The sequence below is a fragment of the Amycolatopsis sp. YIM 10 genome (genome assembly GCF_009429145.1).
Lineage (GTDB): Bacteria > Actinomycetota > Actinomycetes > Mycobacteriales > Pseudonocardiaceae > Amycolatopsis.
On record NZ_CP045480.1, the window covers coordinates 4,056,272 to 4,073,678 of the forward strand.

The 17,407-nt window shown below is 68.9% G+C and carries 11 protein-coding genes; 2 read left to right on the forward strand and 9 right to left on the reverse strand.

The genetic code is table 11. The features are described from left to right. Positions 1-11 precede the first annotated feature (11 nt). The 3 genes from YIM_RS19615 to YIM_RS19625 form a co-directional block, all read right to left on the reverse strand. Positions 12-1,622, reverse strand: a complete 1,611-nt coding sequence (locus YIM_RS19615; RefSeq protein ID WP_153031741.1) for a cellulase family glycosylhydrolase — start codon at positions 1,620-1,622, stop codon at positions 12-14. Positions 1,623-1,798: 176 nt separating this feature from the next. Beyond that, positions 1,799-4,741, reverse strand: coding sequence for a glycoside hydrolase family 48 protein (locus YIM_RS19620; protein ID WP_228004832.1), 2,943 nt, complete (start codon positions 4,739-4,741; stop codon positions 1,799-1,801). A 110-nt stretch (positions 4,742-4,851) separates the two neighbouring features. Further along, the gene (locus YIM_RS19625; protein WP_228004833.1) at positions 4,852-6,804 is read right to left on the reverse strand and encodes a glycoside hydrolase family 9 protein; all 1,953 of its coding nucleotides are present in this window, start codon (positions 6,802-6,804) and stop codon (positions 4,852-4,854) included. A gap of 217 nt (positions 6,805-7,021) precedes the next feature. Here YIM_RS19625 and YIM_RS19630 point away from each other — a divergent pair, with 217 nt between their 5' ends. Next, a complete protein-coding gene (locus tag YIM_RS19630; protein ID WP_153031743.1) occupies positions 7,022-7,570 on the forward strand; it encodes a hypothetical protein in 549 nt (182 codons plus the stop codon). A gap of 36 nt (positions 7,571-7,606) precedes the next feature. On the opposite strand, the gene YIM_RS19635 is transcribed toward YIM_RS19630, so the two are convergent. Further along, complete coding sequence (locus tag YIM_RS19635) at positions 7,607-8,641, reverse strand: lytic polysaccharide monooxygenase (RefSeq protein WP_228004834.1); 1,035 nt, start codon at positions 8,639-8,641, stop codon at positions 7,607-7,609. Positions 8,642-8,990: 349 nt separating this feature from the next. Here YIM_RS19635 and YIM_RS19640 point away from each other — a divergent pair, with 349 nt between their 5' ends. Then, positions 8,991-11,567, forward strand: coding sequence for a glycoside hydrolase family 9 protein (locus YIM_RS19640; protein ID WP_153031744.1), 2,577 nt, complete (start codon positions 8,991-8,993; stop codon positions 11,565-11,567). Between the two features lie 172 nt (positions 11,568-11,739). Here the strand turns inward: YIM_RS19640 and YIM_RS19645 are convergent, their stop codons facing one another. Genes YIM_RS19645 through YIM_RS19665 form a run of 5 tightly spaced genes read right to left on the reverse strand, consistent with a single transcriptional unit; the run spans position 11,740 to position 17,401 of the window. Next, positions 11,740-12,831 (reverse strand): ABC transporter ATP-binding protein, encoded by a 1,092-nt coding sequence (locus YIM_RS19645; protein ID WP_153031745.1) that lies wholly within the window; start codon positions 12,829-12,831, stop codon positions 11,740-11,742. Further along, positions 12,831-14,243: a GH1 family beta-glucosidase gene (locus tag YIM_RS19650; protein WP_153031746.1), complete on the reverse strand. Its 1,413-nt coding sequence runs from the start codon at positions 14,241-14,243 to the stop codon at positions 12,831-12,833. The genes YIM_RS19645 and YIM_RS19650 overlap by 1 nt, the downstream gene beginning before the upstream one ends. A 2-nt stretch (positions 14,244-14,245) precedes the next feature. Continuing rightward, a complete protein-coding gene (locus YIM_RS19655; RefSeq protein WP_153031747.1) occupies positions 14,246-15,115 on the reverse strand; it encodes a carbohydrate ABC transporter permease in 870 nt (289 codons plus the stop codon). Then, positions 15,112-16,092: a carbohydrate ABC transporter permease gene (locus tag YIM_RS19660; RefSeq protein WP_153031748.1), complete on the reverse strand. Its 981-nt coding sequence runs from the start codon at positions 16,090-16,092 to the stop codon at positions 15,112-15,114. Before YIM_RS19660 ends, YIM_RS19655 begins: the two co-directional genes overlap by 4 nt. Positions 16,093-16,099: 7 nt before the next feature. Beyond that, positions 16,100-17,401 carry an extracellular solute-binding protein gene (locus YIM_RS19665; protein WP_370468998.1) on the reverse strand — a complete coding sequence of 434 codons (1,302 nt, stop codon included), beginning with the start codon at positions 17,399-17,401 and terminating at the stop codon, positions 16,100-16,102. Positions 17,402-17,407: the final 6 nt, after the last annotated feature.

Here is a 17,407-nt window from a genome sequence, read left to right on the forward strand (position 1 = left end):
ATTCGGGACGCTCACGCCGCCGAGCAGGTGGCGCCGTTCAGGGCGAACGCGGCCGGGGCCGGGTTGCTGCCCGTCCACGAGCCGGTGAACCCGATCTTCACCGAGCCGCCCGCCGCGAGGACCTTGTTGTAGGCCGCGTTGGTGACCACCACCGAGGCGCCGGTCTGCACCGGAACCCCGTGCCACATGTTCGTGATGGTCTGCCCGCCGGTGAAGGTCCAGCCGAGCTGCCAGCCGTCGAGCGCGCTGGTGCCGGTGTTGGTCAGGGTGACCTCCGCCTGGTAGCCGCCGGACCACTGCCCGGTGACCTGGTAGCCGGCCGAGCAGGCGCCCGCGGCCGCCGGGCCGGTGGTCACCGCGACCGTGCCCGACCGCGCCGAGCGGTTGCCCGCCGCGTCGCGGGCGTACACGGCGAAGGTGTACGCCGTGGCGGGGGAGAGCCCGGTGACGGTCGCCGCGTTCGTGCTCGCCGAAACCGCCGACGCCTCGGTGGTGCCGTTGATCCGCACCACGTCGTACCCGGTCACGCCGGTGTTGTCGGTGGACGCCGCCCAGCTCAGGTTCACGCTGGTGGCGGTGATCCCGGCCGCGGCCGGCGTGCCCGGCGTGGTCGGTGCCTGGGTGTCAACGTTGTCACCACCGAAGACGGTGGCCTCCTTCGACGTCTGCTTGATGCCGTTGGCCCCGTTGAAGATCCGCTGTCCCCACGGGGTCAGCGCGGTGGGGTTGAAGCCGGTGACCATGTCGAGGTACTCCACGCCGCCGCCGTTGCCGCTCCACGACCAGCCGAGGTAACCGAGCCGCTGCGCCTGCGTGGTGGCGAAGATGGTGTCCTCGTCGGGATTTCCGTCGGAGTGGTCGTGCCCGAACTCGCCGACCATGATCGGCAGCCCGGCCGAGGTGAACCGGCCGAGGTAGTCGGTGATCTCCGCGGCGGTGTCGAACACGCCGTACATGTGCACCGAGAACATCGTGTTCTTCCGCGAGTCCGCGGCGAACACCGAGGCCGCGTTGTCGCGCATGGTGAACGACCAGTCCTGGCCCCAGTTCGGCGCGTCGACCATGAGCGTGTGCGTCAGCCCGCCCGCGCGCAGCTTCTGGATGGCGGACTTCGTCGCGTCGGTCCAGCCCGCGTAGCCGGTGTTGCCCCACGGTTCGTTGCCGATGTTGACGATGACGTACTGCTCCTGGCCGATGAGCGAGTTCTTCACCTCCAGCCAGTAGTTCGCCGCGGCGTCGAGCGAGACCGCCGCGCTCTGCTCGCCGTAGCCGGTGGTGTCGTGGACTTCGAGCACGCAGATGAGCCGGTTCTGCTTGCACAGGGAGACCACATTGGACACATCGGCGGCGTCGTTCTTGGTCCACTGGTGGCCGGAGGACAGCACCACCCGCACGGTGTTGGCGCCGAGCGCCTTGATGTCAGCGAACGAGCCGGTCTCACCGCGGTACCAGGTGTGCGCGTGGTTGACCCCGCGCATCACGAACTCGGCACCGTTGGCTTCGTACAACCGCCCGTTCTGCACCTGGAACCCGGGCGCCGGTGCCGGTGCCGCACTGACCGGCACCGCGAACGCGGCCATCGCCGCCAGCAACACACTGATCAAAGCCAGCTTCTTCTTCATCGGGCACCTCTCTCGATTCTCTTTGGGGCACAAAGAGCAATGCACCACCTCGCCCGCCTCGCCGGAGGCGAGGCCGAAAATGCGGCCAGGCCCGCCACCGGCGGATGGCGGGCCTGGCCTCGCGGCCGCGAACGGCGATGTGAGCGGCCGCGTCCTCGGGTTGTCCGGCTAGTTCGTCACGCCGAGCCGAACAACTGCACGTGGGTCGAGAACGCCGTGGCGATCTCGGCCTGCGCCCAGAACCGGTGGTAGGTCAGCGTGGGTGCCGGTCCACCGTCCAGATAGTCCTGGACCTTCGGCCACTGCGGGTCGTCGGTGTAGAACGACCGGATGGACAGGAAGTCCGCCCCGGCGGCGATCTGGTCGCCGTTGGGCATCTCCCCGGTCCAGCCCGGCGGCACGTAGACGCCCTCGCCGCTGCTCGAGTTGTACTCGTCGTCGAAGCGGTTGTAGTCCGCCCGCGTCTCGGGCACCGCGATGCCGATTTCGTCGGTGTGCGCCAGCATCGCGTCGAGCAGGCCCTCACCCACGGTCCTGGCCTCGGTGTTGCCGGACTTGGCCGCGTAGTTCAGCAGGATCTTCGCGTACGCGGCGGCCACGCCGACGTCCTGGCTGTGGTTGAGCACGCTGACGTGCAGCCCGGAGTTCGCGCCGGGAGCCGACGGGTTCCAGGTGTCCGGGTTGCCGGTCCACTGCAGGTCGTTCGGGATGGCGAACTGGCCGCCGGTGCCGACGGTGGTGTTCGCCAGTGCCCACGGCACCCACTTGTCCAGGATCTTCTTGGCCCGCGCGTCCCCGGTCTGCTGGTACAGCGCGGCGACCCGCTCCAGACCCCAGGCCTGGAAGCCGAACCACCGGTTGCTCGGCGGGTCGTGCCAGACCGGCTGGTAGTCGTAGTACATGCCGTAGAAGGTCGGCAGCCCGGCCGGCGGGGTGCCGTAGTTGCCCTCCCAGCTGTTCGTCGCGCCACCGGCGATGCCGCCTTCGGACGACTGCAGCCACTGCAGGAACTCCAGCTGCCGTTCCAGGCTCTTGGCCCAGTCCTGCGCGCCGGTGGCCGAAACCGGCTTGAGCGCCGGGTCGTTGGCCAGCGCGTGCGCGGCGAGCGGGTTCTGGTAGCCCTGGTGGGCCGCCCCGTCCCCGATGCGCCACGCCCAGCCCGCCGAGGTGTCGGTCGCGCCACCCCAGGCGTAGTACCAGGACATCAGGTAGTGCTCGCTGTTCTTGCCGCTGCCCGCCGGGCAGCTGCTCGGCCCGACGCAGTTGCCGATCTTCTTGAAGTACTTGTCGAACATGGCGTACCGCAGGTAGTCGCCCATCTTCGACGCCTTCTTCACGGTGTCGGCGATCTGCGCGCCCTTGCCCTGCGCGGTGGCCCACTGGTTGGCCAGGTGCGCCACCTGGACCGCGCGCGCGTCGGCGTCGGGCGCGTTGGTGTACTTCCACTGCTTGGCGTAGCTGGCGTCCTTGGTGAACAGGTCGAGGTACCCGTTCGGGCCACCGTGCGCGAAGGTGTCGCACGAAGGCTGCGGAATGGTCTCCCACACCGATTCGCTGGACCCGCGCTGGTAGGTGTTCATGTACGCCGGGGCCGTGGTGCCGTCCCCGCAGCGGCCGAAGCCGTAGGTGTTGTCGACGTCGATCAGCCAGTGCATGCCGTAGATGTCGTCGGTGCCGTAGGCGGCCTTCAGCTCGGCCGCGATCGGGTCGGCCCCGACCGGCACCGAACTTTCCAGCTGCGACGGGTACTTGTCCATCCGCGGGTGTTCCGGCGCGTACGTCGCCGGCTTGCTCGGGTTGTACTTGTCGTTGGTGGGCTGGTCGGCCTTCGCCGGGATGATGTACTTCTCCATCGACGCCCAGGCCGCGTTGAACGGGGCCCAGTCACCCTGCAGCTGACCGTAGGCGGCTTCCAGCCACAGGTAGTAGCTGAACGCCTCCGAGGTGGTCTGGTGCCCGTGGTCCGGTGCCTCCACCAGCAGCGTCTCCACCGAGTGGTACGGCACCAGCAGCCCGCCGAAGTTGCGGAAGTAGCCGCTGTCCGGGTCCTTGATCTTGTTGTACTGCTCCAGGAACGCCGCCTGGTAGTCGGAGGCGGCCGGGTCCAGTTCGGTGACGTCGATCGGGGCCGCGGTCAGTCCCGGCGCGGTGACCGAGAAGCTGGCCGATGCCGGGGTGCCGCCGTTGGCCGCCGAGCTGATCGTCACCGGCTGGCCGACGTTCCAGTTGGCCGTGGTGAACGAGAGCGTGGCGGGGCTGGCGGTCAGGTCGGCGCTGCCGGACGCCCTGGCCACGGTCACCGTGACCGGTCCGCTGGGCTGCACCGCCAGCTTGACGTCCACCGTGGTGGTGCCGCCCTGCTTGACGTTGACCTTCGACGGCGTGGTGACCACCGCGGGCGCGGCGAGCACCTTCACCGCGACCGGGCTGGACATCGAGGTCGCGCCCTTGTTGTCGAAGGCCTTCGCGGTCACCGAGTACTCACCGGCCGCGGCACCGGTCCAGTTGTGCTGGTAGGGCGCGGTGGTGTCGGTGCCGAGCAACTGCGTGCCGGCGTAGAACTCCACCTTCTGCACGGTGCCGTCGCTGTCGCTGGCGGACGCCTCGATCGGGATCTCGGCGGGTACCGCGTAGGAGGAGTTCGCGGCGGGCTTGGTCAGCTGCACGCCCGGCGCCTTGTTCGCCCCGGTGCACGCCGTGCCGTTGACCGCGAAGTCGGTCGGCACCCGGTTCTGCGCGCCCTTGCTGGCGTTGAAGCCGACCTGCGTGGTGGCCCCGGCCGCGAGCGTCCGCAGCCAGGCCGGGCCGCGCACGCTCACCGCGGCCCCGGTCTGGGTGTGCGTGCCGTTCCACAGCTCGGTGATCTTCTGGCCGTCGGCGAAGGTCCAGGTGAGGTTCCAGTCGGCGATCGCGTCGGTGCCCTCGTTGCGCACGTCCACGGTGGCGCCGAAGCCGTTGCCCCACTCACTGCCCACCTTGTAGGTCACCGTGCAGGCCACGTCGGCGGCGGTGGCCGCGGGGGTCAGCCCCACCGTGGCCGCGGCCCCCATCAGGGCCACCGCGGCCAGCGCGGGCAGCGGCCGCGCCCGCCTGCGCCGGGCGAATAGTCGTGATCTCAACTTTTTCCTCCTAGTCCAGCGGAGTCCAGCGGAAAACCGAAGGTTGGAGACCGGACCGGGGCGGCGCGCGTCAGCCGCCCCGGTCCGGGGGATCGGGAGGCGGAGCCACCTCAGCCCGCCGGGGCCTCGCCCCAGACCGGGGCGCCCGCCGCATCGGTCAGCACGATGTTCGCGGTGTTCACCGGCTGCGCGCCGCTGCCGGAGGGCAGTCCCGCGTAGGACCAGTCGTTGGCCGGGTTCCAGGCGCCCGTGCTGGTGATCCGGACCTGGATCTCCTTGCGGTGCGCGCTCTGCCCGGCCGGGGCGATCGGGGCCGGGCACGGGATCTCGACGTAGTAGACGTTCCCGCTGTGCTGGATCGGCGCGGAGGCCGTGCCGCACTGGTTGTAGTGCGTGGTGACCGAAAGCTGCGCGGGCGTGGTGGCGCCGTCGAGGGTGAAGTAGTAGCGGACCTTGCCACCGGTCAGCGCTCGCGCCGGCCACGCCGAGGTGTTCAGCACGTACAGCTTCACCTCGGTGAAGGTCGCGCTCTGCTGGGTGGCCGCGCCCTGCACGTACAACTCGGGACCGTCGGGGGTCTCCGGCACCGGGAAGTTCTCCAGCGGGGTGCCGCCGAACTCGTCGTACAGCTTGGCCAGCGCGCCGGTGTAGGCGGCGTTGTAGTCGAGGGCGACCTCGTTGGCCACGTAGTCGCTTCGATTGTCCACATAGGAATCGTCGGGCTGGCCGGGGCCGCCGACCAGCGCGCCGTGCAGCACGTGCCGGTTCTGCGCCGGCTGCTGGATGTTGTCGGTCCAGCTGCCGTGCGCGGTGCGGTGGTGCGGGTTGCGCGGCGGGTTCTGCCCGAAGCCGATCAGGTAGCTCGACTTCCTCGGGTTGTCACCGAGGGTGTAGTCGATCTGCCGGACGCCGAAGTCGTGGTATCGCGCCTTTCGCGCCGGATCGGTCACGTTCTCGCTGTGCACCAGCGCGGCGAAGGCGGTGTTGGCGGCGTAGCGCAGCGACCCCCAGGTGTCCAGGTGGGCCTGGCCGCCGGGGGAGTACCGCACCCGCTGTCCGTTGTGGCCGGTGGTCCAGTAGTCGAGCCAGCGGTTGGCGTCGGTGAAGTAGCGTTCGCCGCCGGTCAGCTCGGCGAGCAGCACGTAGGCGCCGTAGGACTTGTCGTCCCAGGCGATCGTCCACTTGTAGGACCGCTCGCTGCTCTGCGGTTCGGTGGCCAGGTTGCCGTACTCGGCCTCGGCCCTGGCCAGGTAGGCGGGATCGCCGGTGGCGCGGTACAGCCAGGCCGCCGCCCACACCAGCTCGTCGGTGTACCCGCTCCACGAGCGGTAGAAGTTGGCCGCGTCGGTGATGCAGTCGCTGTACTTCCCGCGATAGGAGTCCGCGAACTGGTAGAGCTGTTTCGCGTGCTGTACCAGGGTTTGCGCGTAGGCCGGATCGTCGGCGGCGAAGACCATGGACGAGGACGCCAGTGCCGCCGCGGCCTCACCGGCGAGGTCCGAGCCGGGGCAGCTCGCGTCGATCTTGTACGACGGCCGCGCCATCGGCATCACCTCGGCCGGTCCCCACCAGGCGTGGTCGGGATTGCCGCTGCCCACCTGTCCATAGAGGACGTTCGGCTGCGGATGCGCCTTGAGTAGCCAGTCGGTGCCCCACTTCAGGTTCGACTTCAGGTGCCCGAGCTGGCCGGAGCGCTGGTACGCGGCGGTTTCCTCGACCGCGCCCCAGGCCAGCATGGTCATGCTGGAGGCGAAGGGCAGGCCGAACTTCACGTGGTCGCCCGCGTCGTAGAAGCCGCCGGTCAGGTCGAGGCCGGCGTCCTGGCCGTCGGTCAACGCGGAATCACCGCGCCAGTTCACCCGGTTGCCGGGGCCGAGGACGCCGGAGCGCTGGGCGTCGTAGAAGAGGATCGATTTCTGCAGCGCCTCACCGTAGTTGAAGGACGCCTCGGGGGAGGCCCCAGACGAGGCCCCGGCCGGAGCCGCGGCCGAGGCCGGGACGGCGAGTGCGGTGGTCAGCAGGGCGGCGGCCGCGAACAGCAGTGGTGAGCGGCGGTGGGGCACTTGCGGCCTCCTCGTTGAGGTCATCGCATCGGTGATCCGCGGGGCAGTCGGTGATCCACATTTGGGAGCGCTCCCAGAAGTGTAGGCCCCGGCCGCCCGGTTTGGGAAGAGCGGAGTGACCGGCAGTGCGCGAAGCGTTGTCCCCCAGTGCTTACCGGGCTACCGTGGACGGATCGGCGCGCACTGTAAGCGCTCCCAGGATCGGGTTGGAGGCCGCATGAACCGGGTCGGTGCCGCCGTGCTCGCCGCACTGTGCGTGCTCACCGGGTGTTCGGCGGGCGGTGGGGAGGAGCCGCCCGCCGAACGCGGTTCGGCCGCGCTGGGCGCGCGGCTGGACACCATGGACCAGGTGATCGGCTGGGTCGAGGACAAAGCCGGGGAATGCGCGCGCGTGGTGCGGGAAAAGCCCGCCGATCTGCGCGCGTTCGTCGGTTCCGATATCGCCGCGCTCTACGAACCGTATGTGCGGGAATGGGCCACTTGCGCGGTCTCGCCCGAATATCCCAAGGTCGGCCTGCTGTTGTTCGGCGATGATCGGCAACTGGAGTTCCAGCGGTCGTGGCAACGGGCGATGGCCGAGGGGAAGATCGGGGACGGGCCCACCTTCGCCTTCGGTAACGGATTCGCGGTTTCGGCCGGTTTTCTCGGCGTGAGCACGCTGGATCTCTACTACTTCCGGTGCGACTACCGCGACGACCGGGTGCCGCAGGTGCCCGCCGACGTCGACGGCTGCGTGTACGCCGATCCCGAGCACGGGCATCACTGAGGCCGCCGCCCCAATGATGCCGGTGGTGGGCCCGGGTTACGGGCTCTGGCAGGTGACCGCCGGTACCGTCGGACTGCCGCCCGGCGAGTTCACCGACAGCCCGAACTTCGCGGATCCGTTGGCCGCGACTCCGGCGTTCCACTCCACGTTGCGCACCGTCACCTGATCACCGGTTTGGGTCTGCGTGCCGTTCCACACGCTGTTGATCGTCTGCCCGGCCGGCAGCGTCCAGTTCGCCCGCCAGCCCGAGAGCGGGGCGGTGCCCTGGTTCTTCACGGTGACCTCGGCCTGGTGCCCGCCGTCCCAGGTGCCGGTGACCGCGTACTCGGCCAGGCAGCTCCCGGTGCCCGGCTGGGTACCCGTGCTGTCCTTGACCCCGGTCACCTCGCCGTTCCCGCCGTCGAAGGTGACGTCGGAACAGCCGTAGAAGGTTTCCGCGCTGTCCGAGCGCTTCCACACCGAATAGATCAGGTGGCGCCCGCTCTTGCCCGACGGCAGCGCGCCGGACCACTTGTACTGGCCCTCCACGTTGCCGACCGGACCGGTGACCTGGGGGTGGTCCACGGTCAGGAACGGCTGGTCCTCCAGGTCGTCCCAGCGCAGCGGGGCGTTGGGATTCCAGCCGTCCTTGGTCACGTAGAGGTAGAACCAGCCCGGGTGGGCGGCCCAGGCGTTGTAGGAGAAGTTGAAGTTCGCCCCGGAGGTCAGGTGCGTCAGCGGCCAGTTCCCGGTCACGTTGAACCCGGCGAAGCTGGGGTTGCCGCCCGAGCAGAGCTGCCCGTCCGGAATGAAGCCGCGGGTGCGGCCCGCCCCGTCGGACCGGAGCACGGAGAACCAGTTGTAGAGCGAATTCGCCCCGCTCTGGTTCACCGCCGCCGAACAGGCGGGATTGATCGGCACGATATTGCCCTGCGGGGTGAGCCCGTCCTGCCAGCAGAGGAAGGTCCGGCTGCCCGCTTTCATCAGTGCGCCGTGTGCCGAGGCCGCCGGCGCGCCCAGCACCATGGTGAGCAAACCCGCCACCAGAGCGGTGACGGCGGCGAGTGCGGTACCCGCCCTTTTCTTTGTCACTCTTCGCTTCCTTTCTTCCGGCTCCCCGCCCGGCGCCGATGCCGGCGGGGAAATCTGTGTGGAAGCGCTCCCAAGCGGAGGAAAACCATAGCGCGGACGGACTGGCCGGGGGAATAGGCCAGCCACCGTCCCCGCCCGTTCTGTCCAGCGTGCTGGGCCAAAGGAGTGAGAGTGGCGGCGACGCGCCGATACGCACCGTCCCGGTGGTCGGCCCACCTTCCCAAACCCGGCCGCTCGCGGGTACCTTTTGGGAGCGCTCCTAGTCGCCGTTTCCCGAGGTCATCGCTCGGTCCGAGGTGGACACTTACGGCGGCAATCCAGCTTTTGCCAAGCAAAGGAGATCGACTCGATGGGGAACAGAGCACGATGGCGTGCGCTGACCGCTACCGGCGCGGTGCTGGCCGCCGGTCTGCTGGCACTGCCGTCGGCCGCGGTGGCCGCCGAATACGAACGCGTGGTCAACGGGGATTTCGCCACCGGTGAGGTCAACCCGTGGTGGAACGGTTCGGGTACCACCGGTTCGGTGGTCGGCGGCGAGTTCTGCACGAAGGTCACCGGTGGCACGGTCAACGGCTACGACGCGCTGGTCGGGCAGAACGGGGTGGCCTTCGAAGCCGGGCAGTCCTACACGCTGAAGTTCGACGCGCGGGCGACCACGCCCCAGCCGATCTCGGCGGTGGCGGGGGAGTCGGTCGATCCGTACCGGCAGATCGCCAGGACCGACGTGGCGCTCACCCCGGAGCCGCAGAGCTTCACCCACACCTTCGAATCCACATTGGACTTCCCGGGCGCCGGCAACGGGCAGCTGGCCTTCTGGTTCGGCGGCCAGTCCTTCGACAACACCATCTGCGTGGACAACGTCTCGCTGGTCGGCGGCGTGAAACCGCCCACCGGACTCGAACCCGCCGCCCCGGTGCGGGTCAACCAGGTCGGCTACCTGCCTGGTCTGCCCAAGCAGGCGAGCGTGGCGAACGAAGCCACCACGCCGGTGCCGTGGACGCTGAAGAACTCGGCGGGCACCGCGGTCGCGAGTGGGCAGAGCACCCCGAAGGGCCTGGACCCGAACTCCGGCGAGAACGTGCACCTGGTCGACTTCTCCGCCTACGAAACGGTGGGCACCGGCTACACGCTCACCGTCGGCGTGGACACCAGCCACCCGTTCGACATCTCGCCGGACGTGCTCAAGGACCTGCGCTACGACTCGCTTTCGTTCTTCTACCACCAGCGCAGCGGCACGCCGATCGAGGCCGAGTACGCCGGTGCGGAGTACGCGCGGCCCGCCGGGCACCTGAACGTGGCGCCCAACCAGGGCGACAACGACGTGCCGTGCCTGGCCGGGGTCGCCTGCGGGTACACCCTCGACGTGCCCGGCGGCTGGTACGACGCGGGCGACCACGGCAAGTACGTGGTCAACGGCGGGATTTCGGTGTGGCAGCTGCTGAACGAGTACGAGCGGGCGCTGCGCGTCGGTGACGCGGCGGCGCTGGGTGACGGCAAGCTGGCCATCCCGGAGAGCGGGAACGGTGTGCCGGACATCCTGGACGAAGCCAGGTGGGAGGTCGACTTCCTGCTGAAGATGCAGGTGCCCGACGGTAATCCGCTGGCGGGCATGGCCCACCACAAGATCCACGACGCGCAGTGGACCGCGCTGCCCACGCTGCCGCACGAGGACGCGCAGGTGCGGCGCCTGTCCGCGCCGAGCACGGCGGCGACGCTGAACCTGGCCGCGGTGGCGGCACAGGCAGCCCGGTTGTGGAAGAACATCGATCCGGCGTTCTCCGCGCAGGCGCTGACCGCGGCCGAGAAGGCCTACCAGGCCGCGAAGGCGAACCCGGCGAAACTGGCCGACCCGAACGACGGCACCGGCGGCGGCGCCTACAGCGACGGCACGGTGACCGACGAGTTCTACTGGGCGGCCGCGGAGTTGTTCGCCACCACCGGGAAGTACCAGGCCGATGTCACCGGTTCGCCGCTGTACAAGGGCGCGAGCTTCAACACCCGCGGTTTCGACTGGGGTTCGACCGGCGCGCTCGGCGACATCACCCTGGCGCTGGTGCCGACCACGCTGCCCGCCGCGGACGTCACCGCGATCAAGCAGGCGATCACCACCACCGCGGACGGCCACCTGTCGCAGATGGCCACGCAGGGCCACCCGGCGCCGTACCGCACGCAGGACGGTTCGTACGAATGGGGCTCCAACGGGCTGGTCGCCAACAACGGCGTGGTGCTCGCGCTGGCATACGACTTCACCCAGCAGCCGAAGTACCGTGAAGGCGCGTTCGCGGTGATGAACTACCTGCTCGGGCGGAACCCGGTGAACTACTCCTACGTTTCGGGCTGGGGCGACCAGCCGGTGCGGAACGTGCACCACCGGCACTGGGCCAACCAGCTCGACCCGGACCTGCCGATCGCGCCGCCCGGCGCACTCTCGGGCGGGCCGAACAGCGCGCTGCAGGACCCGATCGCGGCCGGTCTGCTCCAGGGCTGCCCGGCGCAGCGGTGCTTCGTCGACCACATCGAGGCGTACTCGGTCAACGAGGTGACGGTGAACTGGAACTCGGCGCTGGCCTGGTTGTCGAACTGGACCGCGGAGAAGTCCACTGTGGCGCCTTCGTCGTCGTGCTCGGTGACGTATGCGGCGAACGGTTGGAACACCGGGCTTTCCGCTTCGGTGACGCTGAAGAACACCAGCGCTGTGGTGTGGAACGGGTGGACGCTGAAGTTCGCGTTCGCCGGGAACGAGAAGCTCACGCATGGGTGGGCGGCGACTTGGTCGCAGAAGGGGGCTGAGGTGACGGCGGTGAACTTGCCGTGGAACGCTTCGGTGGCGCCTGGCGGGTCGGTGACCATCGGGTTCAACGCGTCCAGTTCTGGTCCTGCGATAACCCCGGCCAGTTTCGCGGTGAATGGTTCCACTTGTAAGTAGCCATCCCGGTTTTTCGGTGTGACTACGGTGAAGGCCCCTGAGTTCAAGGCGGGAAAGATGCCTTGGCTCAGGGGCCTTCGCCGTGTTTGGCTTTGGATCGGGATGGGGTAGGTGTGGGTGGTTGCGTGGCGTCGCCGGGCGGCGGGATTGTGCCGCCCGGCGACGTCGGGATTCAGTTGTTGACGCGTTCTCCGGTCACCGGGTGGAACAGGTGCAGTTCGTTCGGGTCCCGCACGGCGATCCGCAGCGACTTGCCCATGCTGGGCGCCAGGCGGCCGTCGATGCGCAGCACCAGCGACTCGTCTTCCGGGGTGGTGCCGTGCACCAGCGCGTCGGCGCCGAGTTCTTCGACCAGGTCGACCGTCAGCTTGATCGCGTCGTCGGCCGCGCCGGTCACGCGCAGCGCCTCCGGACGCACACCGACCGTGATTTCCGTGAGGCCCGCCCATTTCGTGTCGCGCAGGTGGTCGCGTCGCAGCGGGACCTCGTACGAGCCGATCCGTGCCCCGCCTTCGGTGATCGGCACGGTCAGCAGGTTCATCGACGGCGAACCGATGAAGCCCGCCACGAACGAGTTCGCGGGCCGGTCGTACAGCTCACGCGGGGTCGCGCACTGCTGCAGCAAGCCGTCCTTGAGCACCGCCACGCGGTGCCCCATGGTCATCGCCTCGACCTGGTCGTGCGTGACGTAGACCGTCGTGGTGCCCAGCCGCCGTTGCAGCGCGGCGATGTTCGCCCGCGTCTCCACCCGCAGCTTGGCGTCCAGATTGGACAGTGGCTCGTCCATCAGGAACACCGAGGGCTCCCGCACGATCGCCCGGCCCATCGCCACCCGCTGCCGCTGCCCGCCCGAAAGCGCCTTCGGCTTGCGGTCCAGGTAGGGCTCCAGGTCCAGCAGCCGCGCCGCGGTGAGCACCCGTTCGGCGATCTCGGCCTTCGGCGTGCGGCGCAGCTTCAGCGCGAAACCCATGTTCTCGCCGACGGACATGTGCGGGTACAACGCGTAGTTCTGGAACACCATCGCGATGTCGCGGTCCCGCGAGGGGATCGAGGTGACGTCCTGCTCACCGATCCGCACGGTGCCCTCGTCGATCTCCTCCAGCCCGGCGAGCATGCGCAACGCGGTCGACTTGCCCGAACCGGACGGCCCGACCAGCACCAGGAACTCGCCGTCGGCCACGTCCAGGTCGAGCTGGTCCACCGCCCGCACCGGTGGCTTGCCGGGGTAGACCCGGCTCGCCCCGGCATAGGTCACTGCCGCCATCAGGAGACCCCTTCCGCGCTGAGGCCGTTCTCGCGGATGATCCGCGAATACCGCCGTGCGCTCAGCTTCGGTGTGCGCCGCTGCGTGCCGTAGTCCACGTGCACCAGTCCGAACCGCTTCGCGTACCCCTCGGCCCACTCGAAGTTGTCCAGCAGCGACCAGTAGAAGTAACCCCGCAGGTCCACCCCGCGGTCGATCGCCGCGTGCGCGGCGGCCAGGTGCGACTCCAGGAACCGCACGCGGTCGTGGTCGTCGATGGTGCCGTCGGCGGTGAGGTGGTCGGGGTAGGCCGCCCCGTTTTCGGTGACGTACAACGGCAAACGCGGGTACTTCCGGTGCAGGTCGACCAGCAGCGAGGTCAGCTCGCCGGGGTTGGTCTCCCAGCCGGAGTCGGTCAGCGGCAACCCGCGGGCCGGGAAGCTCGCGTACTCCACGCCCACCCATTCCGACGGCAGCCCGGAGCCGGCGTCCGAATGGCCCGAAACGTGGTGGTCGCGGTAGTAGTTCACGCCGAGCATGTCGATCGGCGCGGCGATGGTGGTCAGGTCACCGTCCTTGATCACCTCGTTGATGCCGTACGGCGCCAGGTCGTCGAGCACGTCGAGCGGGTAGCGCGCCTGCAGGATCGGCTCCAGGAAGATCCGGTTCTGCACGCCGTCCACCCGGCGCGCGGCCTCCACGTCGGCCATGTCGTCCGGGTTCGCCGCGTGCACCGGGAACAGGTTGAGCGTGACGCCCGCCGATGACCGGCCGTGCGCGCGGATCACGCCGATGGCGAGGCCGTGCGCCAGCATCAGGTGGTGCGCGGAGGCGACCGCGGCGTCGGGCTCGGTCCGGCCCGGTGCGTGGCGGCCGCTGCCGTACCCGGCGAAGGCCGAGCACCACGGCTCGTTCAGCGTGGTCCAGGTGTCCACCCGGTCACCGAGCGCGGTCAGCACCGCCTCGGTGTACTCGGCGAAGCGGTAGGCGGTGTCGCGGTTCGCCCAGCCCCCCCTGTCCTCCAGCGACTGCGGCAGGTCCCAGTGGTACAGCGTTGGCCACGGGGTGATGCCGTGCTCGAGCAGCGTGTCCACCAGGCGCCGGTAGAAGTCCAGCCCGGTCCGGTTGGGGCGGGCGGGATCGGTGCCGATGCGCGGCCAGGCCAGCGAGAACCGGTACGCGCCGAGGCCGAGTTCGGCCATCAGCTGCACGTCCTTGGTCATCAGCCGGTAGTGGTCGGCCGCCGGGTCGCCGGTGTCCCCATTGCGCACCGCTCCGGGCTTCGCGCAGAACGTGTCCCAGATGGACGGAACCCGCCCGTCCGCGGTGGTGGACCCCTCCACCTGGAACGAGGCCGTCGCCGCGCCCCAGAGGAACTTCTCCGGGAACCGCAGGTCCGGTTCGGTGGCGAGCTCCTGAGGAATAGTCGACATTTTCACCCTTTCACAGCGCCTTGCATGATGCCGGCCACGATCTGGCGGCCCAGCAGGAGGAAGACGATCAAGATGGGAATGGTGGCCAGCGTGGTACCGGCGAGCACCAGTGAGTAGTTGGTGTAGTAGCCGCTCTGCAGCTGCTCCAGTGCCAGCTGGACGGTGGGGTTTCCGGCGTCCAGCACGATCAGCGGCCAGAGGAAGTCGTTCCACGAGGTCATGAAGGTGAACATGGCCAGCACCGCGGCCGCCGGGCGCACCGCGGGCAGGCAGACGTGCCAGAAGATGCGGATCATGCTGCACCCGTCCACCCTGGCCGCCTCGACCAGTTCGTACGGCACCGCGTCCACTGTGTACTGACGCATCCAGAAGACACCGAAGGCGGTGACCAGGTTCGGCACGATCACCGCCTGCAGCCCGCCGGCCCAGCCCAGTTCCGACATCGCGATGAACAGCGGGATCACACCGAGCTGCGTCGGCACCGCCAGCGTCACCACGATGAACACGAACAGCGGGTCGCGGCCGCGGAAACGCAGCTTGGCGAAGGCGAACCCGGCCAGCGAGGAGAACAGCACCGTGGTCAGGGTGACCGAGGTGGCCACCAGGATGCTGTTGCCCATCGACTTCCAGAACGCCACCGAGTCGAACACCTCGACCGCGTTGGCGAAGAAGTTCCCGCCGGGCAGCAGCGGCGGCACGCGTTCGGTGAGCATGCCGCTGTCCCGGCTGGCCACCAGGAACGACCAGTAGAACGGGAACAGCGAGCCGAGCACAAAAACCGCGAGCGTGGCGTAGACGAAGAAGTTCGGCCTGCCCAGCTTGGCGACCTTCGGGCGGGCCGCGGGGGCGGGCCGCGAAGTGGTCAGCGTCATCGACGCCCTCCTTCGGTGGCGGCCAGCCGCCGGGTGATCAGGAAGTTGACCAGCGCGATCACCACGATCAGCAGGAACAGCACCCAGGCGATGGCCGAGGCGTAACCGAGGTCGAAGTTTTCGAAGCCCTGCTGGTACATGTACAGCGTCACGGTCTGGAACTGGTTGCTCGAACCGCCGTTGTTCGAGCCCTGCCCGACGTCGAACAGCTTCGGCTCGGTGAAGATCTGCAGCCCGCCGATGGTCGAGGTGATCACCACGAAGATCAGCGTCGGGCGCAGCAGCGGCAGCGTGACGCTGATGAACCGGCGCACCGGCCCCGCGCCGTCGACGACCGCGGCCTCGTTGATCTCCTTCGGGATGGCCTGCATCGCGGCGAGCACGATCAGCGCGTTGTACCCGGTCCAGCGCCAGTTCACCATCGTCGCGATGGCCACGTGGCTGGACAGCGTGCCTGCCTGCCAGTCGATCCGGTCGATGCCGAACATCTCCAGGATCGAGTTCAGCAGGCCGTACTGGTTGCCGAACAGGTTGGCGAAGATGATGCCGATGGCGACCAGGCTGGCCGCGTAGGGCAGCAGGATGCCGATCCGCCAGCCCGTCGGGCCGCGCAGCCGGGTGTTCAGCAGCGCGGCGAGCAGCACCGCGATCACGACCTGCGGTCCGCTGGAGAGCACGAAGATCGACAGCGTGTTGCCGACCGCGTTCCAGAACTGGCCGTCGCCGAAGAGCTGGACGTAGTTGTCGAAGCCGACGAACGGGGGTTCGTCGTCACCGATCTCCCAGTCGTAGAGCGAGACGTAGGCGGTGTAGAGCAGCGGGAACAGCCCGACCAGCCCGAACACCACGAAGAACGGGGCGATGTAGACGTAGGGCGAGAATTTGACGTCCCATTTGGACAGTCGCTGCCGGAAGGTGGGCCGCGGCGGGACGGCCGGAGTCCGGTCGTCCCGCCGCGGGGCCTGCACAACGGTCATCTGTGCGTTACCCGACGATCTTCTTGGCGCCGTCGACCAGCTGCTGCCAGCCCTGCGCCGGCGCGGTGCCCTGCTCCACCGCCTGCAGCGCGGGGGTGCTCACGTTCTCCTGGATCTGCCCGTCACCGGGACCCTTGTACTGCGGCTGCGCGATCTTGCGGGCCTGCGCGGCGAACAGCTCACCGATCTTGGGCTCACCGGCGAAGAACGGTTCGGTCTGCGCGGCCAGCCGCGGCGACTCCAGTGCCTTGACCTGGCTGGGGAAGGTGCCCTTGGCCTCGAAGGCCTTCAGCTGCTGCTCGGGCGCGGTCAGCCAGGCGGCCAGTTCGGCGGCTTCCTTCGGGTGCTTGGTCTGGGTCGGCACGCTCAGGTAGGACCCGCCCCAGTTCCCGCCGCCGCCGGGGAAGGCGTCGGTGACGGCCCACTTGCCCGCGTTGTCCGGGCCGCTCTGCTCCTTGATCACGCCGATCATCCACGCCGGGCAGGACTTGGTGGCGAACGCGCCTTCCTTGAAGCCGCTGTTCCACTCGTTGCTGAACGCGGTCAGCTTGGCCGACTGGCCCTGCCCGACGGCCGCGGTCACCTGGTCCCACGCCTTCTTGATGCCGGCGTTGTTGTCCAGGGTCAGCTTGTCGTTGCGGTCGAGGTAGCCGACCTCCTGCTGGTTGACCATGGCGTTGAAGTTCTGCGCCGCCGAGTCGAACCACGGCTTGCCGCCGGACTTCTGCACGTACTCCTGCCCGGCCTGGAAATAGGTCTCCCAGGTGCTGAACAGCGCCTTGACGCTCTGCGGGTCGGACGGCATGTTCGCCGCCTCCAGCAGGTCCTTGCGGTAGCACATGGCCAGCGGGCCGCTGTCGGTGCCGTAGCCGATCAGCTTGCCGTCCTTGCTCTTGGCCGCCTCGTACTTCCACGGCAGCCAGCGGTCGGCGCCGGCGTCGGCCGGTCCGATCTGGCTCAGGTCGTTGAACCGGGAGGCCTTGTCCAGCACGTTGGACAGGTGGCCCTCCTCGATCGCCTCGATGTCGGCGAGACCCGAGCCCGCGCCGAGCTTGGCGATCAGGTTCTGGTGGTGCGGGCCCGCCTTGCCGGTCTTGCGCTCGGTGACCTTGATGTTGGGGTGGATCGTCTGGTACTCCCGCAGCAACTCCTCGTAGCCGAATTCGCCGAAGGTGGCGATCGTCAGTTCGATCGGCCCGCCTGAATCCGCCGGTTCGCCACTGCCGGACGAACCGCACGCGCCGGCCAGCAGGGCCGTCGTCGCGAGGATCGTCGTCAGGGTGAGTGTTCTTCTTGGCCGGTTTCGCACTTGTGC